Origin of the sequence: Candidatus Accumulibacter cognatus, assembly GCF_000584975.1 — a bacterium.
Taxonomy (GTDB): domain Bacteria; phylum Pseudomonadota; class Gammaproteobacteria; order Burkholderiales; family Rhodocyclaceae; genus Accumulibacter; species Accumulibacter cognatus.
In genome coordinates this window covers 1-23,264 of the sequence record NZ_JDST02000053.1, presented here as the reverse complement: position 1 = coordinate 23,264, position 23,264 = coordinate 1, and the positions used below count along the sequence as shown (strand labels likewise).

Below are 23,264 nucleotides of genomic sequence, written 5' to 3'. Positions count from 1 at the left end.
GGATGATCACCGCTAGCCGCACCATTCTTGGCCTCTATCATGGCTACAACGCCAATGCGTGCGTTCTCATCGACGGGCAGCCGGTCGTGGTCGTCGAGAAGGAACGGCACTCACGAGTCAGGCATGCCTATGGTTCGTCTCCCGAGTGCGTGCAGGACAGTCTGCACCGGGCCGGCCTGAGCATTGCTGACGTGGATTGCGTCGCTTTCTGCGGGGCATCCGACATCGATACCGACTATGGCTATGATGTCCCCGTGTCCGCCGATGCGCGGACACGGTTCCCCGCCACACTCGGGACACGACTGCTGTCGTCCGAATGTTTCCGGGAAACCTCGCTCCGCGTTCTCGACCGGGTGCTGCCCGCGGTGATCGTCGAACACCATGTCGCACACGGCGCCTGCGCGTTCTATACCTCGGGTTTCCAGGAGAGTCTGGTGCTGGCCTTCGACGGGCTCGGCGATTTCGGCCGCTCCTGTCTGATCATGCGCGGCGAACGCACGCAGCTCGACTGCCTTGAGTCGGTCCCTCTGCGCATCGGGCTGGCGTTCAGGAAGGCGGGGACGTACCTGTATCGACTGCATGGCGGCAAGGGTTTCGATGCCGCCGGCAAGCTGATGGCACTCGCCGCTTTCGGCGAGCCGCGCTATCTGGCCGCCGCCCGCCTGTTCCTCGACCACGTCGATCGATCGACGGGTGGTCGCGATTGGCTCCTCCCCGAAATGGGCAACCTTCGCCCAGGTGCGTTGAGCGATCTCGACAGCCAGCGGGCGCGAGATTTCGCTGCCTCGCTGCAGGCAGTTGCCAGCGCGGCGACGCTCGCACTCCTTCGGCGCCACGTTCTTCCGGGCGATCATCTCTGTCTGACCGGAGGGTGCGCGTTGAATGTGATCATCAACCGGGATCTCCTGCGCGAGTTGCCACTGGCCGCGCTGTACGTTCCTCCCTGCCCGCACGATGGCGGTCTTGGGCTGGGCGCCGGGCTCTACTTGCGCAGCCACATCGAAGGCCGGCAGAGCAATATCGACGGGCTGGACCCGTTTCTGGGCCTGACCGACCTTGATACAGTGCGTCGCAGTGAACTGCCGCTGCTGGCGAACGACGGCCTCCCCGCGATGACCATCGCTGACCTCGGGCGGGAATGTCAGGTCGAGGCAGCGGTGCGCTTGCTGGTGCAGGGTGAGGTCATTGGCTGGTGCCATGGTCGCCCGGAGCTGGGTCCGCGGGCACTCGGCAACCGCAGCTTTCTGGCCGATCCCGCGCGCGACTGGATGTGTGCTCACCTCAACAAACGCATCAAGCACCGCGAGCCGTTCCGCCCTTATGGCCTGTCGCTGCGGGAAGAGAACGTGCCGCGCGTCCTTGACACGGCGGTACGCTCGCCCTACATGATGATCGCGGGAACCCTGCGCGAGCGCTGGCGCAGCGCGCTTCCCGCCGTCGTACATGTCGACGGGACGACCCGTTTGCATACGGTCTCGCGCCGCGCCAATCCCCTTTTCTGGGAGCTTCTGGCGGCATTCGAGGCCGCGAGCGGTGTGCCGGGCCTGCTCAACACCTCGTACAATCTGCCTGGCGAACCCATTGCGGAAACCGTGACCGATTGTCTGCGGGTATTCTGCGACACACCGATCAGGCACCTGTTTGTCGGCGGGCAGCAACTGAGCAAGTGCTGATGGCCGGCGAAAACACCCTTTTCATCAGTTACGCCCACCGGGACGAAATCTGGAAAGACGAACTGCTGGTTCAACTGCGCGCCCTCGGCCGTGCCGTTCCGCTCGATATCTGGGATGACCGTCGCATCAGGCAGGGCGAAGACTGGTATCGCGAAATCAGGAATGCAGTGGCGCGCGCGCGCTTCGCCGTCTGCCTGATCACCGGGCACTTCCTCGGATCCTCATTCTGCATGGATGAAGAAATCCCCGAGCTGCTGCGCCGACGTCAGGAGGAGGGCCTGGATCTGTTGCCGATTCTGATCGAAGACTGTCCGTGGGAAGCGCATCTGTGGCTGAAGCCCTTGCAAATGCTGCCGCGCGACGGCAAGACGGTCAAGGTGGACTTTCGGGACAACCACGAGACCGTATTCAGTGCCGTTGCGAAGCGGATATACGAGGCGCTTCAGGGGCCGGCAGTAACGCCGGCGGGAGCGCCCGGCTTGCCGACCAGGCCGGCCGCCGCCGCGCCAAACGACACGCAGCGCCTGCCGCCGGCAACCTCGCACCTATTCGGCCGTCACCATGAGCTGCAGATTCTCATGGACGCAGTGAACGACCCCGACGGTGGCATCGTCGTTCTCCACGGTTGGGGTGGTGTCGGCAAAACGGGTCTGGTGCGCGCCTGGGTTGACGCCCTTCCACAACATCCCGGAGCAAGTACCAGGCCGGTATTTGCGTGGTCCTTCGGCAACCAATCGGCTACCGACCGCGAGACCTCGGCGGACAGCTTTGCGATTGCCGCGTTGCGTTTCTTTGGCGATGGTTCACCGCTGCAGGGACTGCCCTGGGAAAAAGGCGAGCGCCTGGCGGGGCTCGTTGCCGGCCGGCGCGGAATCCTCCTCCTCGACGGCCTCGAACCCCTGCAATGCCGGGATGGGACGCTGCGTGATCCGATCATCCTGAGCCTGCTCCGCCAACTCTCTTGTCGGTGCGGCGGGCTGTGTGTCGTGACCAGTCGCCTGGCGCTGGCCGACTTTGCAGAAGAAGGTGACCGATCCGGGGTAAGGCACCAGAATGTGGAGGAGATTTCGCCCGCGGTCGGCCGTGCGCTGCTCCGCAGTCGGGGTGTCAAAGGCCACGACCAGGAGCTGGAAGCACTGGTCACGGCCTGCGGAGGCCAGGCACTGGCGGTCGAGTTGCTGGCTTCCTGTCCTGACGTCCGTGGCAAACCCGGCGCAGCTGCCAAGACGGGACCCATCGTCGGTGCCCGGAGCGAACACGCACGGCGTGTACTCGCATTGCTCGCACAACAGCTCGGGAACGGCGCCGAAGTCGGCCTGTTGCGCGTACTCGCCCTTTTCGACGGGCCTGTCGGCATGGACGAACTCGATGCCGTGCTCGGGCCATCGGTGTTGCCCGGTGCGACCGACTTCCTGCAAGGTGCGCCGACGACGTTCCTGTTTCGGCAAATCCAGAAACTGCGCTCCCAACGGCTGATCAAGGTCAGTGATCACGACCCGCTCACGCTGGACATGCACCCCATCGTTCGTGAGTACTTCGCCGACGACTGGTCGCGTGCCGATCGGCCGGCGTTCCTCGCCGGTCACCGGCGCCTTTACGAATACCATCGTGCCCGCGTGCCGGCCGAACCGGCGAGTGCCGACCAGTTCGAACGGCTCTTCCTGGCTGTCGGCCAGGGACTTCAGGGCGGTCTGTACGAGGAGGCTTACGAATTGTACCGTCAGGCGGTCGCTCATCGGGGTGTCTCTCTCCTGCCCTCGGAGCATGGCCTGATCGGACTGGAGCTGTCGGCTCTGGCGGGTTTTTTCGCGAAGCGATGGTCAAGCCTGGTGTGTGAGCTGCCGTGCGCTGCCCGAGTGGACATTCTCCGGCGTGTCGCGGAGTGCCTGCAGGCGATGGGACGCGTCGCCGAGGCCGAGGAACCGCTGTTGGAATGTCTGGCTTTCGAGCAGGACGGAGCCGACGAGGGCACTGCTGCGGAGACCGCTCACCGCCTGAGCACCGTTTACCTCGTCCTTGGCGATCTGCCACGGGCGAGGCACTACTCCAGGGTCAGCGTTGCCCATTTTGCAGGCCGGCATCCGGATCGACGTATGGTGTATTCCCTTTGCCGACACGGAGACATTCTCCAGCTCATGGGCGAGAGGAGCGAAGCCGAAGCGACTCTGGAACGCGCGGAGGCGCTCAACGCGCAGATCGATCCGGACCATCCGGCGCTGCACGGCGTCGAGAGTTTCTGGATGTGTGACCTCCTCATCATGCAGGTTCAAGAGTCGCTCTTTGCGGCGGGTCATGACCGGCCGGACGTGGAGGGCTTGCTGGCGCGGCTGGATGAAGTCCGCCGGCGTGCCATGCTTGCCATCGCCAGCGATCTGGAAGATGCCTTTCTTGTCGCTCTTCACCATATCTGCATCGGGCGCGCCGCGATGCTCCAGGCATTGCTCGGCAGGCGCCATCGTCTGGCGGATGCCGGCGAAGCGCTCGATCGCGGCGTCAACGCCCTGCGTCAGTCAGGGCAGCAACACTGGTTGCCGCGTGGGTTGCTGGCGCGCGCTGCGTTTCGCCGCGAGTCAGGGCGGCTCGCCGAGGCCGAAGCGGACATTCTGGAAGCGCGCAAAATTGCCGAGAAACGACGCATGACACCGATGCGGCTGCACATCGCCGATTGCCTGATCGAGCACGCTCGCGTTGCTCTTGCCAAGGGAGACCTGGGCGCCGCGGCTGAGCACTGTCGGGATGCGCGTCTCCTGGTGGACACGATGCGCTATCACAGCCGGGACAGCGCCCTAAGCGCCGTCGAGGCGCAACTGTCCTGAGCCTGTCGTTGCTTCAACGGTCATGGCCGACAGGTTCCCGGCGTTTTGGCCGCGCCAAGTCTTCGCGCTCACTGGCGACTTTTCTGAGCGCCTCCTTGACTGCTTCCGGCATCATCGCGTAGGTCATCAGACTGGAGCCGATGCACACCAGCCAGAAGAGCAGAAAACCGGTCGAGTAGGTCGCGATCGACGACCATTGCACCAGTTCTCCGAACAGGTATAACTGCCCTGGATCGATCATCGTGAAGAAGATTACCTCGGCGATTCCCGCGGCGATGAACGCAGGCCACATTACCCATATCACGTGTTTCATGCTGTTATCTCCATCAGCGCGCTTGCAGGCAAGCGCCAATCGATTTCTTGAAGCGGCAAGGGCTTGGCGTCAGTTCATTCTGCCTGGATTGGCAACGAACAACTGCGGATCGACCATCGCCCCGTTGAGGATCACGCTCCAGTGCAGATGTGGGCCAGTGGCGCGACCGCTCATTCCGGACAGGCCGAGTCGCTGTCCCTTGCCGACCGTCTCTCCAGTTTGCACATCGATGCGCTCGAGGTGGCAGTACATGCTGATCAGACCGTTGCCGTGGTCGACAAACACGGTCTGGCCGTTGAAGAAATAATCACCGGTGGCGAGCACGATGCCATGCGCGCTGGATTTGACGGTGCCGCCGCGCGGTGAGGCGATATCGAAGCCCGCGTGCGGCGAGCGCGCCTCGCCATTGAAGAAGCGACGCACCCCGAAGCGGCCGGTGAGGCGACCCGCCGCGGGCAGGACGAAGTCGGTGTCGGTATCGTCGGCATCGCGCCAATGGCGCTTGATGGCCTGGATGGCGGCGATTTCACCCTCGACGCGTGCCAGATCGCTGGCCGAGAGCTGCACCTTGCTGCTGTCCTTGAGCGTGATCCTTTGTGCCGGATAGTCCTTGTGATCGACTCTGAACTGCACGCTGCGCGATTTTCCCTGTGCAGTCGCCTGCTCCATTTCATCCACCCGCAGCGCGTATGTCCCTGGGGGCGTGTCCAGCGCCAGGCCGACGACGCCGACCCATTGACCGGCGTCGGCCGCGACCAGCACCGGCTGTTTGCCGAGCCAGGCGCGTGGCGGTCTGGCGCCAGCCGCGATCGGCCCAAGCGAAACCACTGCCACGCCGCCGGGGACGCTGGCTGCTCTGGGCAAGGCGGCGTGCGTGAGCGAGGGCAGCAGCAGGGGAAGCAAACATCGCAGACACAGGGCGACACGCTGGCAAAGCGGCATGGCGTTCACCCCGCTACAGCGACGCAGCGCTGAAAGTGTCGCACTGGCGGACGTCGCCGCTCTCCATTCCCCGCCTGAACCAGCGCACACGCTGTTCGGAAGTGCCGTGGGTGAAGGATTCCGGAACGATCTGGCCCTGCGTCTGGCGTTGCAGTCGGTCGTCGCCAATTGCCGCCGCCGCAGTCAGCGCCTGCTCGGTCTCGCCCGATTCGAGGATCTTCTGCATGCTGTCGGCGCGATGGCCCCAGACGCCGGCAAAGCAGTCGGCCTGCAGTTCGAGCCGCACCGACAGCGCATTGGCGGCAGAGCGGTTGCCGCTCTTCTGCTGTGCCGCGTGCACCTTGTCCGAAATGCCCAGCAGGTGCTGTACGTGATGACCGACTTCGTGGGCGATCACGTATGCCTGGGCAAACTCGCCGGGTGCGCGAAAACGTTCCCTGAGATCGCGGTAGAACGCCAGGTCGATGTAAACCTTCTGATCGGCCGGGCAATAAAAGGGGCCCATGGCAGACTTGCCGGTGCCGCATGCGGTTGGTGTAGCGCCGGTGAACAGCACCAGTTTCGGTTCCTGGTAACGGCGACCGGCCTCACGAAAGACCGTCTGCCAGGTCGTTTCGGTACTGCCGAGCACCTTGGCGACAAAGCTCGCCATTTCATCGTTGACCGGCGGCTTCGCTGCAGGGCGTGCTGCGGACGAAGTGTGGTGGCTGCTGTTCGAAACCAATCCAAGGATCACCGTCGGGTCGATGCCGAAAAAATAGCCGGCGGCGATCGCAACCAGCAGCGTCCCGATACCGACGCTGCCGGCCCCGACGCCGCCACCCCCTCGCCGGTCCTCGACATTCTGACTTTCGCTCTGATCATCCAGGCGCATGGCTTATTCCCGCGATACACATTGCAATGCCGCCGATGTTAACAGAACCTGGGCGGGATGACAGCACCGAAAGACACTTAAAAAATCAGGGTTGTATTTCCCGACGGGAAAGCCTACAGTGGCTTCGCCAATGTCGGCAGCCACAAGGAGAAGCGTATGGGGAAACTAACCGCCGGCCTGTTGGCCGTGGCGCTGGCGCTATCGAGTGCTCATGCGGTCGCCTGCTCGGCTGAAAAAGCCAAGGACGGGCAAACCGAAATGAGCACTCCTGCCAAACCCAAGACCTGACTTGTCGGTGTAAGCAACACGCGCGGCGCGTACCTCTGGTATCGCGCCGCGTTGCGTTTCAGGTCATTACGTTTCAGCTCATTGTCGTCCGGCCACGGGCGAGAAATACTCAGCATGGCTCAACTCATTCTTCTGCCCGGCAAGGATCGCTCGCTTGCTCGTCGCCACCCCTGGATTTTCGCGGCTGCGGTCGATAAGCTCAGCGGTCGCGCACGACCGGGCGATACCGTCGATGTCGTCGCTGCCAATGGGCGTCCTCTGGCGAAAGCGGCGTGGAGCCCCGAGTCGAAGATTCGCGCCCGTGTGTGGACCTTCGACCCCGACGAGATCGTCGACGATGCCTTCTTCAAACGCCATATCCAGGCTGCCGTCGAACGCCGCCAGCAGACACCGGATTTGCGCGGACAGGAAGGCCTGCGGCTGATCCATGGCGAATCCGATGGCCTGCCGGGCCTGATTGCCGACCGCTACGGCGACACCATCGTGCTGCAACTGACGGCGACCGGCCCCGAGAAATGGCGGCAGGCGATCATCCATGCGCTGCAGCGTGCGACTGGCTGCGCGCGCATCTACGAGCGTTCTGATTCGCATGTACGCCGCCTCGAAGGGTTGCTGCCGGTGACCGGCTGGGTGTTCGGTGCAGAGCCCGCAGAAAGACTCTGCATCGTCGAGAACGGCGTGCGCATGCAGGTCGACGTCGTTGCCGGCCACAAGACCGGTTTCTATCTCGACCAGCGTGACAACCGCCTGCTGACGCGCACTCTGGCCGCCGACCGTGCGACGCTCAATTGTTTCTGCTACACCGGCGGGTTTTCGCTGCAGGCGCTTGCCGGCGGCGCCGGCAGCGTCCTTTCGATCGACTCGTCGGGGCCGGCTCTGGCGACGGCCATCGACAACCTGGCGCTCAACCCGCAGCTCGACGCGAACCGGGCCGAGTGGCGCGAAGCTGACGTGTTCACCGAATTGCGCGCGCTGAAGAGCGCCGGGCGGCATTTCGACCTGATCATTCTCGACCCGCCCAAGTTCGCCCCCTCGGCGGCGCATGCCGAGCGCGCCGCACGCGCCTACCGGGACATCAATGCCTTCGCCTTCCGTCTGCTCAATCGCGGTGGCCTGCTGATGAGCTACTCGTGTTCGGGGGGCATCAGCAGCGAGTACTTTCAGCGCATCGTCGCCGATGCCGCCCTCGATGCCGGTCGTGGCGCGCGCATCCTGCGCCGTCTCGCCGCGCCGCCGGATCATCCGGTGGCGTTGCATTTCAGCGAAGGCGAATATCTCAAGGGCCTGCTCTGCCAGGTCGATTGAGCCAGGCGCGCTAGCTTCCCCCCCAGATCTGCTTGACGCGCGCGTCGCGGCCGCAACCATGACGGTAATAGGTATAGCGGATCGGGTTTTTCCTGTAGTAGTCCTGGTGATACTCCTCGGCCGGGTAGAAGGGGGTGGCGGCGGCGATTTCGGTTTCGATGCGCGGCAGCCTGCCACTCGCCAGCAGGGCGTCACGGCTGCTTTCGGCGGCCTTGCGCTCGTCTTCGTTCTGCCAGTAGATGCCGCTGCGGTACTGCGTGCCGATGTCGCAGAACTGCCGGTTCTTGACGGTCGGATCGATGTGCCGCCAGAAATAGTCGAGGAGTTGTGGATAGCTGACCTTCTGTGGGTCATAGCTGACGCGGATGGCCTCGGTATGTCCGGTGTTGCCCGCACTGACCTGTTCGTAGCTCGGGTTGACGGTGTGGCCACCGGTATAGCCGGACTCGGCGCCGAGCACGCCCGGCAGTTTCTCGAAATCCGCCTCGATACACCAGAAGCAGCCGCCAGCAAAAATCGCCGTCCTGATCTCGGTTTTCTTGCCGGTCGGTGGGTCGGCAGCGCCGGCCCAGCCGCCCATCGCCAGCAGCCACAGCGCTGCCATGAGCAGGCGCGCGCTCATGTCCGCAACGCCGGCAGCGGATCGGCGCGCGGCACGAACTGCAGGGCCACGCCGTTGTTGCAATAGCGCTTGCCGGTGGGCTTGGGACCGTCGTTGAAAACGTGCCCCTGATGACCGCTGCAGCGGGCGCAGTGGTACTCGGTGCGCGGATAGATGAGTTTGAAGTCGGTCCTGGTGGCCACCGCTTCCGGCAGGGGCTGCCAGAAGCTGGGCCAGCCGGTACCGCTCTCGTATTTTGCAGAGCTGTCGAAGAGCGGCAGGTAGCAGGCGGCACAGATGAAGGTGCCGTCGCGTTTTTCCTGGTTCAGCGGGCTCGTTCCAGGGCGTTCGGTATCTTCCTCGAAGAGCACGCGATAAGCGGGCAGCGGCAGCAGGGTGGCCCATTCGGCTTGCGATTTCCGCAGTTTATTGCCAGCGGCCTCGCTAGCCCAGACCGGGCCAGGGGCGGCTACCGGCAGGATGAAGGCGGAGATGCCACCCAGCCATTTCAGTGATTGACGACGATCCATGATGTTCTCCAGTACAAACGGTTTGCGAATTCCCGCTGGCCAGGCTCAGTCGGGCATCAGTAACATTCGGCCGAAAAGCGCCGTGTCAGTTCCCCCAGGCCAGCGACCCGCCGGCGGACGCCTGATCTGGCGGGGCAGGGTAGGGCATCGAGGCTTTTCCTGGCGAAGGTTTGCTGTATGGTCGTTGGCAGGAGAAGAAACCTTACGTCCTTCTTCGCATCTCCACTCCTTGCCCTGGGAGTGGCTCCCGACATTCTCAACGGTGTAGCCTCCATGGGCAGGCTGTGATTAAATTCGCAGCCATGATGCTGACCCATGCCACCCCTGTCGAAACCGCGGCAGAAGCAGAAACCGCCGTCCTGCTGATTCGCCGCACGGGCGCGCGCGCCACCCCGGCGCGGGTACGGGTCCTGCAACTGCTGCGCTCTGCGCCGGCGGCGCTGACCCATCACCAGATCGAGCAGGCGCTCGGTGATCTGGCCATCGATCGGGTGACGCTCTACCGGGTGCTCGACTGGCTGGTCGAGAGCGGAATCGCGCACCGCACGACCGATGCACAGCGGACCTTCCGCTATTCGCTCGCTGCCGTCGGTGAGCATGCCGCACATACCCATTTCCGTTGCGAAAACTGCGGGCGGGTGTTCTGCCTCGACGCGGCTCCGCCGGTGCCACCCAGCCTGCCGGAAGGCTTCTGTCTGTCGCGCATCGAACTCGATCTGTGTGGCCGCTGTGCCGAATGTGCCGGCGAACGCCGATGAACCCTGTCGCCTCCCTTCGATGTTTCCAGGCGAATTCACGCTGACCCTGCGCCGCCATCCGGCAACCCCTGCCCCGGTGGTGCGCACGATCGAAGTGCATGCGGCGCGTGCCGCCGATGAAGGCATTGCGCTGGCCTACTGCCTGCGCGGCGACCTGGCCCGCCTGCGGATTCCGGCGCCACGGCCACCCGAGCCTGCCGATGGACTCTGGGAGCACACCTGTTTCGAGGCCTTTGTCGGCGTCCTTGGCGAGGCCGGCTACCACGAGTTCAACTTTTCGCCGTCGGGTCAATGGGCAGCGTATGCGTTTTCCGGCTACCGCCAGCGCGACGACAGCCGGACCCTGCTGGTACCGCCGCAGATCACCGCCAGGCTGTTCGCCGGCCGGCTGGAACTCGAAGCCGTCATGGCTGCCGCCGTACTGCCGCCGCGAGCCGCCACGGCAACGCTGCAGATCGGTCTGTCCGCGGTTGTCGAAGCCGCCGACATCATCGACGGCAGCCATAGCTACTGGGCCCTGCATCATCCGGCAGCCTTGCCCGATTTTCACCACCGCGACTGTTTCGCCCTCGAACTGGCGCCAGCGCACGAGTCAAGCTGAAAGAATCCAGAATGCCCGCCCTGCAGTTCGGACTCGATCGTCTGCTCACCGACCCGGCCCTGCGCCGGCCCCTGCACGGCCGTCGGCTGGCCCTGCTGGCGCATCCGGCGTCGGTCAGCGCCGATCTGAGGCATGCCCTCGACGCCCTGGCCGCCTTGCCCGATCTGCAGCTCACCGCAGCCTTCGGCCCGCAGCATGGCTTGCGCGGCGACAAGCAGGACAATATGGTCGAGTCGCCGGAGTTTCTCGACCCGCTGCACCACATTCCGGTGTTCAGCCTGTACGGCGCCGTGCGTCGGCCGACACCGGCGATGATGGCGACTTTCGACGTGCTGCTGGTCGACCTGCAGGACCTCGGCTGCCGCATCTATACCTTCATCACCACCTTGCGCTACGTGCTCGAAGCTGCTGCCGAACACGGCAAGGCGGTATGGATTCTCGATCGCCCGAATCCGGCGGGACGTCCTATCGAGGGACTGCTGTTGCGTCCCGGCTGGGAGAGCTTCGTCGGCGCCGGGCCACTGCCGATGCGGCATGGTCTGACGATGGGCGAACTCGCCGGCTGGTTCATCCGCCGCCTCGCGCTCGACCTGGACTGGACGCTGGTCCCCATGCAGGGCTGGCTCCCCGAAGCGGCGCCAGGCTACGGCTGGCCACTCGGCGAGCGCTGCTGGATCAACCCCAGCCCGAACGCCCCGAACCTGTCGATGGCGCGTTGCTACGCCGGCACGGTGATGCTCGAAGGCAGTACGCTCTCCGAAGGCCGTGGCACGACGCGTCCGCTGGAGCTTTTTGGCGCGCCGGACATCGATGCGCGCCAGTTGCTGCTGACCATGGAGGCTCTCGCAGGGCACTGGCTGCAGGGCTGCCGACTGCGCGAATGCTGGTTCGAACCGACTTTCCACAAACACGCCGGGCAGCTCTGCCACGGCGTGCAGATCCATGTCGACGATGGCGGCTACCGACACGCCAGTTTCCGCCCCTGGCGCCTGCAGAGCCTGGCTTTCAAGGCGTTGCGGCGATTGCAGCCGGACTATCCGCTGTGGCGCGATTTTGCCTACGAATACGAATTCGATCGCCTGGCCATCGACCTGATCAACGGTTCGCCCTTGCTGCGCGAGTGGGTCGATGACCCGGCCGGGACGCCGGCCGACCTGGATGCCCTCTGCCGCAGCGACGAGGAGGCCTGGGCGCAGGCGCGTCAGGAATTCCTGCGGTATTGAACCGCTCGGCGACTGTTGATGCGTCCGGAACGACCGGCGCGCACGGTCGGCCAGGCGGTCCGGCGCAGCTCGCCAAAGCGGAGCAGATGACCTTTCACGGCGCGGTGATCTTTCGATGAGGACTCCGGGATGAGGGCTGCCTATCATCAGCCGGGCGAGTCCGCTGCGCGGACTCGTTCCCCCCGGCCACATCCTGACAGGAGAACCCTCATGTACCATACGCATTGCACCATGGCCCGCTTCAGCGTCGCTGCCGCCGCGCTCGCCCTCTGCACCACGGCCGGCGCGGCGCCTCTCAACGTCACCGTGAAAGTCGAAAACCTGGCGCCGACCAACAGCATCAGCTTCGCCCCGCTGCATTTTGGCTTCAATAATGGCAGCTTCGACGCTTTCGACAACGGCGCGGTGGCCACGGCGCCGATCATCTCGGTCGCCGAAGGCGGCAGCGGCTCGGCCTGGCAACCGGCATTCGCGGCCGCCGATCCGACGGCGACGCGCGGCACGATCGGCGGCCTGCTGCAGCCAGGGGAAAGCCGCAGCAGCAGCTTCCTGGTCGATCCCCTGCTGAACCCCTTCTTCACCTTTGCTGCGATGGTCGTGCCGAGCAACGACTTTTTCATCGGCAACGATTCGCCGAACCGTTTTCGCCTGTTCGACGCCGCCGGCCATCTCCTGATCGCCTCGATCGGCCAGAAGGCCCGCGACCTCTGGGACGCCGGCTCCGAGCTGTTCGATCCGGCAGCGGCGGCCTTCGTCGGCAACAATGACCTGCGCACGCCGCAGAACGGCGTCGTCCGCTTCGACTTCGCCGAGCTTGCGGGTTTCAACGGACTGACGACGGGCGCCGGCTATGTGTTCAATAGCGCGCTCACCGCCGATTCCGATGTCTATCGAATCAGCTTCGCGGTCGTCCCCGAGCCCGAAACCGCCGTGCTGATCGCCGCCGGTCTGTTCGCCGTCGCTGGGGTTTCCCGTCGGCGTCGCGGCCAGTCGTCCGCGTCCGCGCTCGCGCCGGCGTGAAAACGGGCACCGTCCTCCCGCCGCCGGACATGCGCCGGCGCGTTTCCCGCGCCTTGCCGTTCGCCCGGTGAACGAGCAACTGCTGCTGGTCGAGGACGACGACGCGATCGCCGCCGCGCTGCGTCTGCACCTCGAAGAGGCCGGCTATCGCCTGCATCGCGAGTCCGACGGCTTGCAGGCGATGGCGGCGATCGATCATCAGCGCTGGGACATGGTCCTGCTCGACCTGATGCTGCCCGGCGCCGACGGTTGGGACGTCTGCCGTCACCTGCGGGCGCAGCACCCGGATGTACCGGTGATCATGCTCAGCGCCCGTTCGGCCGAAGCGCATCGTGTTCTGGGCCTCGAACTCGGGGCCGACGATTACCTCGCCAAGCCGTTCTCGATGCTCGAACTGGTGGCGCGCGTGCGGGCACTCCTGCGACGCATCGAGCAATTACGTTCCTCGCCGGCGCCGGCGTCGGAATTGCGCTTTGGACCCTTCCGGCTCGATACCCTTCGCCGTGAGCTGCTGCGCGGTGCCGAAGCCGTTCCACTGACCCTGCGTGAATTCGACCTGCTGTACTTCCTGGTCCGTCATCCGGGCCGGACCTTCAATCGCGGCGAACTCCTGCAGCGCGTCTGGGGCGCCGCTTTCGACGGTTACGAACACACCGTGAATTCGCATATCAACCGCCTGCGGACCAAGATCGAGGACGACCCACGCGACCCGCGCCGGATCGTTACCGTCTGGGGCGTCGGCTACCGCTTTGAGGAGACGCCTGCGTGATCGCTGCCCGGTCCTTCACCACCCGCCTGACGCTGGCACTGGCGCTGCTGCTCGTCGCCTACGGTGCGCTGGTCGGCGTGCTCGGCCGGCACGTCGCCACGGAGCACGAGCAGGAATCGCTGCAGCGTCTGTCGCATGGACTGGCCAGGCATATCGTCGAGCACTGGCCGGAGATCACGCTGACCGACCCCGATCAGGCGGATCGCGCCGCGCGCGCGGAACTGCTGTCGATGCTGATGGTGGTCAACCCGGGCATCCAGGTTTATGTGCTCGACGCCGACGGCCGCGTCCAGGCGTACATCGGAGAACCGGGGATGGTTCGGCAGGAACAGGTCGACCTGCAGGCAGTGCGCGACTTCTTGGCCGGTGCCGCCCTGCCGCTGCGCGGCACCGATCCGATGGGCTCGGGCATGGCGCGCATCTTCAGCGCTGCGATGTTTCCGCCGCGCTCCACCGATACGCGCCCGCCGGGTTACCTTTACGTCATTCTCGACGGCCAGGCGCGCGAAAAGGTGGCCGGGCAGTTGAGCCTGCGCCGAGTCTGGCAGGGCGCGGGTGTCGTCGCCGCGGTCGGCCTGCTGGTCACGCTCTTGCTCGGTGTCTTTGCCTTCCGCCGTCTGACGCTGCCCCTGCATCGCCTGGCTGGCCGCATGCGCGAGTACTCGCTGCGGACGCTGCACGCCGCCGACGCCCAGCGCGGCCGCTCGCCGACCAGCGGCGACGAAGTCAGCGCCATCGCCGCGGCCTTCGACGAGATGACGCAGCGTATCGAGGCGCAGACCGCGCGCGAGCAACAGCAGGCAGGCGCGCACCGCGAGATGATGGCCGGCGTCGCGCACGATCTGCGGACGCCCCTGACGGCGCTGCACGGCCACCTCGAAGCGATGGCCGGCAAGACGCCGGCCGGGCCGGGCCGGTGCGATCGTTTGCTGGCCGCGGCGCTGGCGCAGAGCGACAAGGTACGCCGCCTGTCGCAGCAGTTGTTCGAGCTGGCTGCGCTGCAGTCCACCGACCAGGTGCTGCATTGCGAGCGCTTCCGGCTCGACGAACTGGTCACCGATGCCGTGCAGAAGTTCGATCTCGGCGACGGGCCGCCGCCGGTCACGCTGCACGGTGCGGCGCCCGGCCCCCTGGAACTCGACGGTGATCTGCAGCTCATCGAGCGCGCGCTGAGCAACCTGATCGACAACGCCATGCGGCACGCCCCCGGCGCCGCGCCGGTGCGCGTCAGTCTGCGGCAGTCCGGCGGACGGGCCGAGGTGCTGATCGAGGATGCAGGCCCCGGCCTACCCGAAGAACTGCTCGACCGCCTCGAACAGGGTCGGTCGCTGCGCGATCCTCCGGTTAGGCGAAGCAGCGGCGGCATCGGCGGCCTCGGCCTGGCGATCGCCCAACGCGTCGCCTCGCTGCACGGTGGCAGTCTGCAAGCACTGGCGTCGCCGCATGGGGGCACGCGGCTTTGCCTGGCCCTGCCGCTCGCTGCTCCATAAACTGGGCGCTAATCATCCGGAACGTCGCCCAATCCTCCTCGCCATGACTGAGCACCGGCAGGGCCCCATTGCCGGACGAAGCCGCTGAACAGCGCGGCGCGGCCGTGCAGCGCCGGACGGCCGTCGCCGGCCTGGGCGAGCAGCAATTTGAGGTAGAACGGCGAGCGGAAGAGGTCGAGCTGCGGCGTTCCACGCAGTTGCCGCCAGAGCGCCGGGCCACGTTCGGCGCTGTACAGCGCCAGGAACTGCTCGACCTGCGGGTCGGACAGCGCTTCGATGCGCACGTGCGGCACCGGCAGTTCGGGTGTCGACAGCGAGGCGCTGTAGTCGAGGCTGCGGCACGAGAAGAGCGCGCGCGTGCCGGCGCCGCGGTGCGCGAGTTCGGCGAGGAAGTCGCGCCAGAGCGCGATCCGTTCGCGGTAGTCGGCTTCGTCGGTGTGCGGGATTTCGTTGACCGCGTCGAGCAGCAGGACGAGTCGGCCGCTGGCGAGCAGTTCGGCGAACGCCGGCAGTTGCGGTTGGCGATGCGCCCATTCGCGCGCCAGCCACTCGTGCGGCGTCGGCAGTGCTTCGCCGGGACGTGGCGGCCGGTAGCGGCTGAGCTGGACGAAGAAGCTGAAGCGCGCCGGATCGGCTTCGCCGGCGCGCAGTGCGTCGAGCGCGAGGTCGAGTTCGAGCCGGCGCAGCAGCGTGCTCTTGCCGCAACCGGGCGGGCCGAGCAGCACCAGCGCGGTTTCGCTGGCTGCGGCGAGGACCTCGCGCAGGTCGTCGAAAGACTGCGGCTGCGCTTGCCAGCGCGTCCCTTGCGCGTCCGGGCCCTGGTCGAGCAGCAGCGTCAGGCGGGTGAAGCGTTTGTCGAGCGCGTAGCGCGCCTGCGACCATTCGGCGATGCGCGCCAGGCGGTATTCTGCGAAGCTGCGCGGCGAGTGGCGGAGGATTTCCGGCAGCGCGCTTTCGGGCAGGGCTGGTGGTCCGCCGGCGAGCAGCCTTTCGCGGAACATGCGCAGGGGCGGCGGCAGGCCGGGGAAGGCGGGTGCCGCTGCCTTCGCCGCTGTTGTATCGCCAGGAAAACCGGGAGCGGTTGCGGGTTCGGGCGGCTGCTCGCTGACCCCGGCAAGGAGCTTCTGCTTCGCCGCCGCTTCGTCGAGTCCGACCAGATCGACGTAGATCCGGCTTGCAAGCAGGCCGTCCGGCCGGCAATCGGCGACCCGCACCGGCAACAGCGACCGCTTTTCTCCGGTCGGATCGAGCGCCCAGGCCGCCCTCCATTCGGCCTGGGCGAATTCCGACGCGAAATATTCCGGCGAGAGGACGGCGATCGTGCGGCGGGACGTTTTCAGGGCGCGATGCATTTCGCCGATGAAATCGCCGCCGGCGTGAAAGTCCCATGCCTGGATCCGCAGCGAATAGCTGGCCTCCTTGAGCTGCCAGGCGATCCACTCGGCCCAGCCCTGGTCGGCCCGGGTGTAGCTGATGAAGAAGTCGCGGGAATCGGCGGACACGGGGGGGTTCTCCCTGGCTGGTTCGCGCCCGCCACCGCAGGCGCTTGGCGGGCGCCGGCGGCGGCTTGGCTGGCGAGGGGATTTTACGGGAATCGGCTTGTCGGCGAAGCAAGGGGAATTGGCCTGAATGCAGGCGAAAGTGCCGGTCGCAGTGCTCATCCGGTCCGGGGCCTGGGACGATTGCGACAGCCCAGACAAGCGCCTGAAGGGCGGCTGCGTCGCTGTCAGCCTGGTAGGTTGGGCTGAGGAACGAAGCCCAACAAACCGCACGTCTTTGGCCGCGCGCCTGGGCTGTTGGGCTTCGCAGGCTCAGCCCAACCTACGAGTGCTACGAGTGCATGGAATTCGACTCCGCCACCCCGCGCCACGCGGCAACGCCGCTTCGCCAGGCAAAACGATAGAATGCCCGGAAGGAAAGCGATCAGCCCACCCCGCCAGACCGCTCCGGCCACCCATCGGAGTCCAGCGACGATTACGACAGCCCATGAAGTGCAGGGCAGCCCGCAAGCGGAATTCGCCGAACGGATGTTCGTTTACAACTACCGCCTGTTTGACCGCTACCACCGCCCAGTCGCCAGCATCGCCTTGCTCGCCGACCAATCCGAAGGCTGGCACCCGAGTTCGTTTGGCTTCGAGGTGCTCGGTTGCGAACATACGCTGAAGTTTCCGACCACCAAGCTATTGGACTTTGCGGGCCGCGAAACCGAACTGCAAGCGGAACCGAATCCCTTTGCGCTGGTGACGCTGGCCCATCTGCTGACCAAGGCGACGCGCCAGGACATGGCAGCTCGCTTTGCCGCCAAGTGGAAGCTGATCCAGTTGCTCTACCAGCGGCGCTGGGAAAAACAGCGCATCATTGACCTGTTTGTCGTCCTTGACTGGATGATGCGGCTGCCCGAACCTCTTGCGCAGGAGCTGTGGCAGAATATCGACCTGCTTGAGGAGCAAGAACAAATGCGCTACGTGTCGTCGGTTGAACGAATCGGTATCGAGAAAGGCCGCGAGCAAGGTCTGCAGCAAGGTGAAGCCTTGGCACTTCAGCGCCTGCTGCGCAAACGGTTCGGCGCCATTCCGCCGGAGATCAGCGCCCGAATTGCGGCCGCGTCGCTGTCAGAAATCGAAGGCTGGTTCGACCAAGCCATCGAAGCGGGTCGGATCGACGAGGTCTTCGGGCTGATCGCACACTGAAGCCTGGGCCTTGTCCGGGTCGATGCCTTCGTCGCTGCCGATCGGGTAAGTTCTCGCTTCGATGGCGACCAGCGGCGGCGGATTGCAGGGTGCTGAATGGATTGCTGGCATATCATGGGCAGCCAAGAGTCTTGCCATCCACGAGTAAGCTTCCCGCCGCCCGTGCCGCCGCCATTCCCAAGACTTCCCGGATCTTCCCGAGTGCCACGGCTCAGGACTGCCGCGAGTACCGCAAGTCGGTGCGGGACTTCGTGCAGGCCAACGAACCGGCGGTACCGATCTCCCCGCAGGAGGACAGGGTAGCCGGCGGTGAATTCGTCTTCGAAGTGTGCGAAGAGCGAGTCGAGGATCTTTCGACTCGTACTGATCGCCGGGTGGCAAATCACGTCAGTTGAAAAAGGGACAAACCCTCGCTCCGTCTGATCGCTTTGCCGACTCCGCTTGCCCGCAGGAGGAATTCCGGTGTTTCCTGGGTCGGCACGAAGCAGAACTTGCGCGGCAGGTCCGTGTAAAGGGAACGCGGCGGCAGCTTACCCCGGATGTTTTTCAGCAGTCGGCCGCTTTCTTCGCTGTGGTAGTAGATCCGCTGCAAACCGAGCTCCTCGCGCACGAACGCAATCGTCGCCCAGAGCATGGCTTCGGCCCAGATCGCGGCGTAACGTTCAAGCGCGAAGCGGCAGTACTCCTGGGTGGTCTGCAGCGAACATTTCAGGTCGCAGTAACGGGTTTCGTCGGCCGGCTGCTGGCCGGATTTCAGGCGGCCGGCCACGCGCTCGCCCAGCCAGGCGACACGCCGGATCCAGTCGGACTGGATTTCCTCGATCAGCGCGGTGCCGGTCTGCCAGTCGAGATCAATTCGGGCCCAGGCCAGGGTATTTCGCCGTTCCGAAACCGGATGGCCGCGGTAATTGAAGCTGTCACCGGTGTAGCCAAGGCGCTGGAAAAGTCGGTCATGGCGGCGGCAGAAATTGAGTTGCAACACCAGGTTGTAGCCGGGCCGCGAGGTCTGTTTCCAGCAGGTTTCCCGCTTCAGTTCGCTACCCCAGGTGCCCAGGGTGAGGACGAAGTCGGTCTGGTCGGCGTCATAGTCGTGCCGGGCCAGCTGCATATCATCAATCTCCTTGCCGCCGCTGTCGGCAAGGATGTTTCTGACGCGTGGCTTCTGCAGGAGCTGAGCATAGGGCGATTGTTTCAGTGCGGCGATGCGCAGCGCCTGCCGCCGGCTGAGATGGCGTAACAGGCCGATACTGTAGCGGTCGCGATAGTAGTGGTACAGGGTGCGTTCACCGACGAGGCACTCGAGCACCTCGTCTGCCGTTTGACGGTCCATGGGGGACTCCGTGAATTCGGGGGAAGGGGGGATGGCCGATTGCGGTAGCTCGGGCAGTGGGCTGGTTCATGGTTTGCTCCTCGGAAAAAGGGGGTGAATGTCCGCCCCCAGCAGGGGCGGGCGTGCTTCAGTCGATCTCGAATTCGGCCTTGTCGCCGTTCAGCAACTCAGCCAGGGATTGTTGTGTGCGCTGGCGCATCTTTTGCCGGATGGCCTTGCGCGTCGAGCCATGCGGCCCGGCGCGCCGGGTCAGTCCGGGCACCAGCAGCGGGTTGCGCGGTTTGCTGCGCGGGATGACGAGCGTGATCTTCTTGTCGGCCATCGCTCACCCCTTCACGCAAAGAACCTGTTTCAGGGTATGGACGACTTCGACCAGATCGCGCTGGTCATCCATGACCTGATCGATATCTTTGTAGGCACCGGGGATTTCATCGATTACCCCGCCATCCTTGCGACACTCGATGCCTGCCGTCTGTGCTTCCAGATCAAAACGGCTGAAACGGCTTTTGGCAGCGCTGCGGCTCATCCTCCGCCCGGCGCCGTGAGAGCAGGAACAGAAGGACTGCGCATTGCCCAGGCCGCGTACGATGTAGGACTTCGCGCCCATGCTGCCGGGAATGATGCCCAGCTCGCCCGCGCGGGCCGAAATGGCGCCCTTGCGGGTGATGAACAAGGCTTCGCCGAAATGGGTTTCGCGTGCCACGTAGTTGTGGTGGCAGTTGATCGCCTCGGCCTCCAGGCTGAACGTCGGCAGCTGCCGCTTCAGCACCTCGATCACCGCTGCCAGCAAGCGCTGGCGGTTGAGCAGGGCGTAGTCCTGCGCCCAGTTCACGGCCTCGACATATTCATCGAACAGCCCCGAGCCTTCCGAAAAATAGGCCAGGTCCTTGTCCGGCAGATGCATCTGATGCCGGCGCATGTCGTTCTGCGCCGCCGCGATGAAATAGCGGCCGATGATGTTGCCGATGCCGCGCGAGCCCGAGTGCAGCATGATCCAGACGCGATCCGCTTCGTCCAGGCACAGTTCGATGAAATGGTTGCCGCCACCCAGCGTGCCGATCTGGCACAGCCAGGTTTCGTTGAAGCGCCGCTGCATTTTCATCAGCCCCGGATGCTGGCCGACGATGCGGTCCAGCCGGTCGCTCAGCGCCCGGCCGACGCGCTGCAAGGCACTGCCACGCATGCGGCTGGCCGGGTGCATGTTGAAGCCGAGCGGCACCATCTCCTCGATCCCCATGCGCAGGCTGCGCAGGTTATCCGGCAGTTGCCCGGCGCTCAGCGACGTGCGCACTGCGTTCATGCCGCAGCCGATATCGACGCCGACGGCAGCAGGAATGATCGCTTTCCTGGTCGGGATGACGCTGCCGACCGTCGCACCGATGCCAGCGTGTACATCGGGCATGGCGGCGACATGACCATGCACGACCGGAAGTGAAGCGACGTTCAGCAGCTGCCGTATCGCCTCGGGTTCGATGTTGCGCGTCCACACCTTGACGGGCACGCGCCCTTTGTTGAATTCAATCTGAATGCCCATGTTGATTCCAATGTGTTGCCTTGAGCTGCCCTGGCTCGATACGGGCCGCTCGAATTGGAATCCGGGTGCCGGTGCGCGTTGTCGCGCTTAAACGGCATGGGCAATAAAAAACCCCTGGGCTGGATGGCCAGGGGTTTTCTTTTCCCGGCCCGGATTCGTCTCATGCACGAGTTCCGGGCAACGATATGCCGGAGGACTCAGCGCGAAAGCACCTCTTCAGTTGTGACAGGCATATCGATCTCCTTGGAATCAAAAGGGTTGAGAAAACGAGTGCCAAGTTTCAGCCGGGAATGCCCGTGTGGTCAAGCAGCATCCCGATTCCGGCAACAACAACTGGATAGCGGGTGTTGCGTACAAACAACAGTGTGGTGCCACCGTGAGGTCGTGCGGGGGGCATCTGCTCAAAGTGAAACGGGGGATCGCCTGGGTGCAGCCTGCCGTCTCCGATCCGCAGCCGCTGATCGATCAGAAGCGGGTCCGTGGCCCCCGCCACGGCCCGCGCAAGGGTTCGGCGCGAGCGATCGCCAGCGACGCGGCGCACCAGCCTTCGCAGGCATTGCGACCGGGGCGGTGGCGCCAGAAGTTCAGGAAAGCCTTGCAGCGCGCGTAGAAGCGGAAGAAGCGCAGGACGTTCCGGCGTTCCGCCGGGGTCAGCGCGTACGCACTGCAGATCAGCTTGTCGTCGCTCATGCCGCGGTCGGTGAGGGTCACCGCCCCCCAGGCGCGCACCCGCAGGCGGGTACCGAAGGGCAGGCGGGGTCCGAGTACCAGCGCGTCGAGCAGATCGCCCTCGAGACCGAGGAAGTTGGGGACGGAGCCGTAGTTGAAGGGGCAGGGCAGGGGTGAAACGAAATCGACACGCCCCGTGGCGCCGCGCTTGAGGAAACTGCCGCGCGGCACCTCGATCACCACCTCGACTTCCGGCGCTTCGTCTTCGCTGCGGGGTGGATCGAGGCGTAACCTGGGCATCGCGCCAGTCTACTCCAGCCTGCCGCCGGTTGGAGCAAGGAAGCGAAGCAGCCAGGCACACGCCGAATCGATTGCCTGCTGCCAGTCCGTTTCTTTCATCAGGTGTTCGGCGTCGGGAAACGATTGATGGCACAGCCGGTCGGGATCGTTGCGATACCAGTCCGTCAGCTCGGCGTGTAGCGCTGCCGCGGCCGCGGGGGGAACGACTACGTCAGCTCCCGCGGTCACCGACAGGAGAGCGCTTGGAAAGAAACGATCGACCGCCAGCCGAGAACCGTCCGGACGCCCCCTGGCGGGCGAACCGAGCAACGCGACGGCGGCACGCAGCCGGCGTTCGCGAGCAATCGCGCCATAGACGATGCAAGCGCCCATCGAAACGCCGGCGGCACCGATTCGCTCCGCATCGGCCCCCCCGCGATCGATCAGCCTATCCACCAGCATCGGCACTTCATCGACGGTTTCGGCAACCAGCGAATCGAAGAGCGGCTGGGCTTCGCGCGCGGATCGCGCCAGGTGCTGCGCAAGCTCGGGCGGCTGGCGCTCGCCGTGGCCGACGGAGTCGATTCCCACCGCCAGCAAGCCGGCACCGGCAAGCTGCGCAAGCTCGCTGCGATGCACTTCCTTGTCGGCGCTCCAGCCATGAAACCACAGCACCGTCGGCAATGGGCCGATCGCTGCCCGCGGGCGGGCGATCAGGGCCGGCACCTCGCCGAGCCAGGCATGCGTCCAGTCGATTGTCATCATCGGTAGCCCTTTCCGGCGCATGCCGGCCTGCGCGCCGGCATCGTTCGATGGGCGCGGAGCATGCTCCGCGAATTCCCCCTCTTATCCCCCGACCCCTTCCACTGCCCGCGCCGCAGCGCGGGCCGGCTGCGGCGGCGCGGAAGTTTCAGCGCTTCTGCCGCCGTCAGTCGAGGGTGCGAAAGCGTATTGCGTAAGGTCAGGTCCTGCCGGGAATGCGTTTTCGCCAATGATACCCGAAGCCTTCCGGACTGGGCTGACCGGCCGATACGCTGCGCCCGATGCGCAGGCGGGGCCTGGACGGCCATGCCAGAAATGGCCCGTTTTCGAGCGTCGACCGGGACAGGCCGGCGAACGGGTGCTCGCTCATGCGCGCGGCTTAGGCAGGTGCTGGCGGTTCCAGGCGATGGCGTCGTCTACGAAGGCGAAGACGATCGGGATGAGCAGCAGGCTGAGGAAGGTCGAGCTGATCAGGCCGCCGATGACGACGATGGCCATCGGCGCACGGAAGCTCGGGTCGGTGCCGATCCCGATGGCGATCGGCAGCATGCCGGCACTGCTGATTTCCCCGGCGGGTTGCCGGCGGGTTGCCTGCGGGTGGCCGTGGGGCCTCGCGCCACCCGTGCCCGTCGCCGGGCCTCAGCCGCCGCACGGCTGAGGCCCGCGCGACCCGGGTTTCGCAGCGTTGCCGAAAGGACACTGCTGATGACGGCCACGGCATAGCCGCGGCGTTCGAGGGGGCGTGTGCTGCCGCCAGAGGACATTGCGCCAACACCTGCATACGTATACCGTTGTCG

Annotated in this window: 23 protein-coding genes and 1 pseudogene; 12 read left to right on the top strand and 12 right to left on the bottom strand. The window is 65.3% G+C overall.

Annotated features, from left to right (window positions below):
• Positions 1-2: 2 nt before the first annotated feature.
• Positions 3-1,673 (top strand): carbamoyltransferase C-terminal domain-containing protein, encoded by a 1,671-nt coding sequence (locus tag AW06_RS10430; protein WP_034949489.1) that lies wholly within the window; start codon positions 3-5, stop codon positions 1,671-1,673.
• The gene (locus AW06_RS10425) at positions 1,673-4,489 is read left to right on the top strand and encodes a TIR domain-containing protein (RefSeq protein WP_034949487.1); all 2,817 of its coding nucleotides are present in this window, start codon (positions 1,673-1,675) and stop codon (positions 4,487-4,489) included. Before AW06_RS10430 ends, AW06_RS10425 begins: the two co-directional genes overlap by 1 nt.
• Before the next feature lie 13 nt (positions 4,490-4,502).
• Here AW06_RS10425 and AW06_RS10420 read toward each other — a convergent pair whose 3' ends face one another.
• From AW06_RS10420 to AW06_RS10410, 3 genes are all read right to left on the bottom strand, one after another.
• The gene (locus tag AW06_RS10420; protein ID WP_246148855.1) at positions 4,503-4,802 is read right to left on the bottom strand and encodes a hypothetical protein; all 300 of its coding nucleotides are present in this window, start codon (positions 4,800-4,802) and stop codon (positions 4,503-4,505) included.
• A 69-nt stretch (positions 4,803-4,871) separates the two neighbouring features.
• The gene (locus AW06_RS10415; protein ID WP_034949485.1) at positions 4,872-5,744 is read right to left on the bottom strand and encodes a peptidoglycan DD-metalloendopeptidase family protein; all 873 of its coding nucleotides are present in this window, start codon (positions 5,742-5,744) and stop codon (positions 4,872-4,874) included.
• A 13-nt stretch (positions 5,745-5,757) separates the two neighbouring features.
• Complete coding sequence (locus tag AW06_RS10410; RefSeq protein WP_034949483.1) at positions 5,758-6,618, bottom strand: neutral zinc metallopeptidase; 861 nt, start codon at positions 6,616-6,618, stop codon at positions 5,758-5,760.
• Between the two features lie 156 nt (positions 6,619-6,774).
• On the opposite strand from AW06_RS10410, the gene AW06_RS20380 reads away from it, so the two are divergent.
• Positions 6,775-6,906 carry a hypothetical protein gene (locus AW06_RS20380; RefSeq protein ID WP_273704592.1) on the top strand — a complete coding sequence of 44 codons (132 nt, stop codon included), beginning with the start codon at positions 6,775-6,777 and terminating at the stop codon, positions 6,904-6,906.
• Positions 6,907-7,020: 114 nt separating this feature from the next.
• The gene (locus AW06_RS10405; RefSeq protein ID WP_034949481.1) at positions 7,021-8,211 is read left to right on the top strand and encodes a class I SAM-dependent rRNA methyltransferase; all 1,191 of its coding nucleotides are present in this window, start codon (positions 7,021-7,023) and stop codon (positions 8,209-8,211) included.
• Positions 8,212-8,221: 10 nt separating this feature from the next.
• Here the strand turns inward: AW06_RS10405 and msrA are convergent, their stop codons facing one another.
• Together msrA and msrB are read right to left on the bottom strand one after the other, a co-directional pair.
• A complete protein-coding gene (gene msrA / locus AW06_RS10400) occupies positions 8,222-8,833 on the bottom strand; it encodes a peptide-methionine (S)-S-oxide reductase MsrA (protein ID WP_034949479.1) in 612 nt (203 codons plus the stop codon).
• The gene (msrB, locus tag AW06_RS10395) at positions 8,830-9,342 is read right to left on the bottom strand and encodes a peptide-methionine (R)-S-oxide reductase MsrB (protein ID WP_034949477.1); all 513 of its coding nucleotides are present in this window, start codon (positions 9,340-9,342) and stop codon (positions 8,830-8,832) included. The genes msrA and msrB overlap by 4 nt, the downstream gene beginning before the upstream one ends.
• 302 nt (positions 9,343-9,644) lie before the next feature.
• Between msrB and AW06_RS10390 the strand changes: the two genes are divergently transcribed.
• From AW06_RS10390 to AW06_RS10365, 6 genes are all read left to right on the top strand, one after another.
• Positions 9,645-10,100, top strand: coding sequence for a transcriptional repressor (locus tag AW06_RS10390; protein WP_246148853.1), 456 nt, complete (start codon positions 9,645-9,647; stop codon positions 10,098-10,100).
• A gap of 19 nt (positions 10,101-10,119) precedes the next feature.
• Positions 10,120-10,701: a DOMON-like domain-containing protein gene (locus tag AW06_RS10385; protein WP_034949474.1), complete on the top strand. Its 582-nt coding sequence runs from the start codon at positions 10,120-10,122 to the stop codon at positions 10,699-10,701.
• A gap of 11 nt (positions 10,702-10,712) precedes the next feature.
• Positions 10,713-11,924: a DUF1343 domain-containing protein gene (locus AW06_RS10380; protein WP_034949472.1), complete on the top strand. Its 1,212-nt coding sequence runs from the start codon at positions 10,713-10,715 to the stop codon at positions 11,922-11,924.
• A 210-nt stretch (positions 11,925-12,134) separates the two neighbouring features.
• Positions 12,135-12,944, top strand: a complete 810-nt coding sequence (locus AW06_RS10375) for a spondin domain-containing protein (RefSeq protein ID WP_034949468.1) — start codon at positions 12,135-12,137, stop codon at positions 12,942-12,944.
• Between the two features lie 67 nt (positions 12,945-13,011).
• Positions 13,012-13,713: a response regulator transcription factor gene (locus tag AW06_RS10370; RefSeq protein ID WP_034949465.1), complete on the top strand. Its 702-nt coding sequence runs from the start codon at positions 13,012-13,014 to the stop codon at positions 13,711-13,713.
• Complete coding sequence (locus AW06_RS10365) at positions 13,710-15,203, top strand: HAMP domain-containing sensor histidine kinase (protein WP_034949462.1); 1,494 nt, start codon at positions 13,710-13,712, stop codon at positions 15,201-15,203. The genes AW06_RS10370 and AW06_RS10365 overlap by 4 nt, the downstream gene beginning before the upstream one ends.
• A gap of 8 nt (positions 15,204-15,211) precedes the next feature.
• Here AW06_RS10365 and AW06_RS20375 read toward each other — a convergent pair whose 3' ends face one another.
• Positions 15,212-16,705 carry a TIR domain-containing protein gene (locus tag AW06_RS20375; protein ID WP_273704591.1) on the bottom strand — a complete coding sequence of 498 codons (1,494 nt, stop codon included), beginning with the start codon at positions 16,703-16,705 and terminating at the stop codon, positions 15,212-15,214.
• A 402-nt stretch (positions 16,706-17,107) separates the two neighbouring features.
• Here AW06_RS20375 and AW06_RS10355 point away from each other — a divergent pair, with 402 nt between their 5' ends.
• Both AW06_RS10355 and AW06_RS10350 read left to right on the top strand, forming a co-directional pair.
• Positions 17,108-17,893 carry a DUF4351 domain-containing protein gene (locus tag AW06_RS10355; protein WP_273704590.1) on the top strand — a complete coding sequence of 262 codons (786 nt, stop codon included), beginning with the start codon at positions 17,108-17,110 and terminating at the stop codon, positions 17,891-17,893.
• Positions 17,894-18,024: 131 nt separating this feature from the next.
• Positions 18,025-18,288, top strand: coding sequence for a hypothetical protein (locus AW06_RS10350; protein ID WP_034949460.1), 264 nt, complete (start codon positions 18,025-18,027; stop codon positions 18,286-18,288).
• Here the strand turns inward: AW06_RS10350 and AW06_RS10345 are convergent.
• From AW06_RS10345 to AW06_RS10320, 6 genes and pseudogenes are all read right to left on the bottom strand, one after another.
• A complete protein-coding gene (locus AW06_RS10345; RefSeq protein WP_034949457.1) occupies positions 18,276-19,223 on the bottom strand; it encodes a hypothetical protein in 948 nt (315 codons plus the stop codon). The two genes, AW06_RS10350 and AW06_RS10345, sit on opposite strands and share 13 nt — an antisense overlap.
• Positions 19,224-19,350: 127 nt before the next feature.
• A complete protein-coding gene (locus AW06_RS10340; RefSeq protein WP_034949455.1) occupies positions 19,351-19,545 on the bottom strand; it encodes a hypothetical protein in 195 nt (64 codons plus the stop codon).
• Between the two features lie 3 nt (positions 19,546-19,548).
• Positions 19,549-20,757: an RtcB family protein gene (locus AW06_RS10335; protein ID WP_034949452.1), complete on the bottom strand. Its 1,209-nt coding sequence runs from the start codon at positions 20,755-20,757 to the stop codon at positions 19,549-19,551.
• Positions 20,758-21,222: 465 nt separating this feature from the next.
• Entirely contained in the window at positions 21,223-21,726 is a 504-nt protein-coding gene (locus AW06_RS10330) for an inorganic diphosphatase (protein WP_034949451.1), read from the bottom strand.
• 9 nt (positions 21,727-21,735) lie between these two features.
• On the bottom strand, positions 21,736-22,470 hold the full coding sequence (locus AW06_RS10325; protein WP_034949450.1) for a dienelactone hydrolase family protein: 735 nt from the start codon (positions 22,468-22,470) through the stop codon (positions 21,736-21,738).
• A 363-nt stretch (positions 22,471-22,833) separates the two neighbouring features.
• Positions 22,834-23,022: pseudogene (locus AW06_RS10320) on the bottom strand (efflux RND transporter permease subunit); the annotation flags it as partial.
• Positions 23,023-23,264 lie beyond the last annotated feature (242 nt).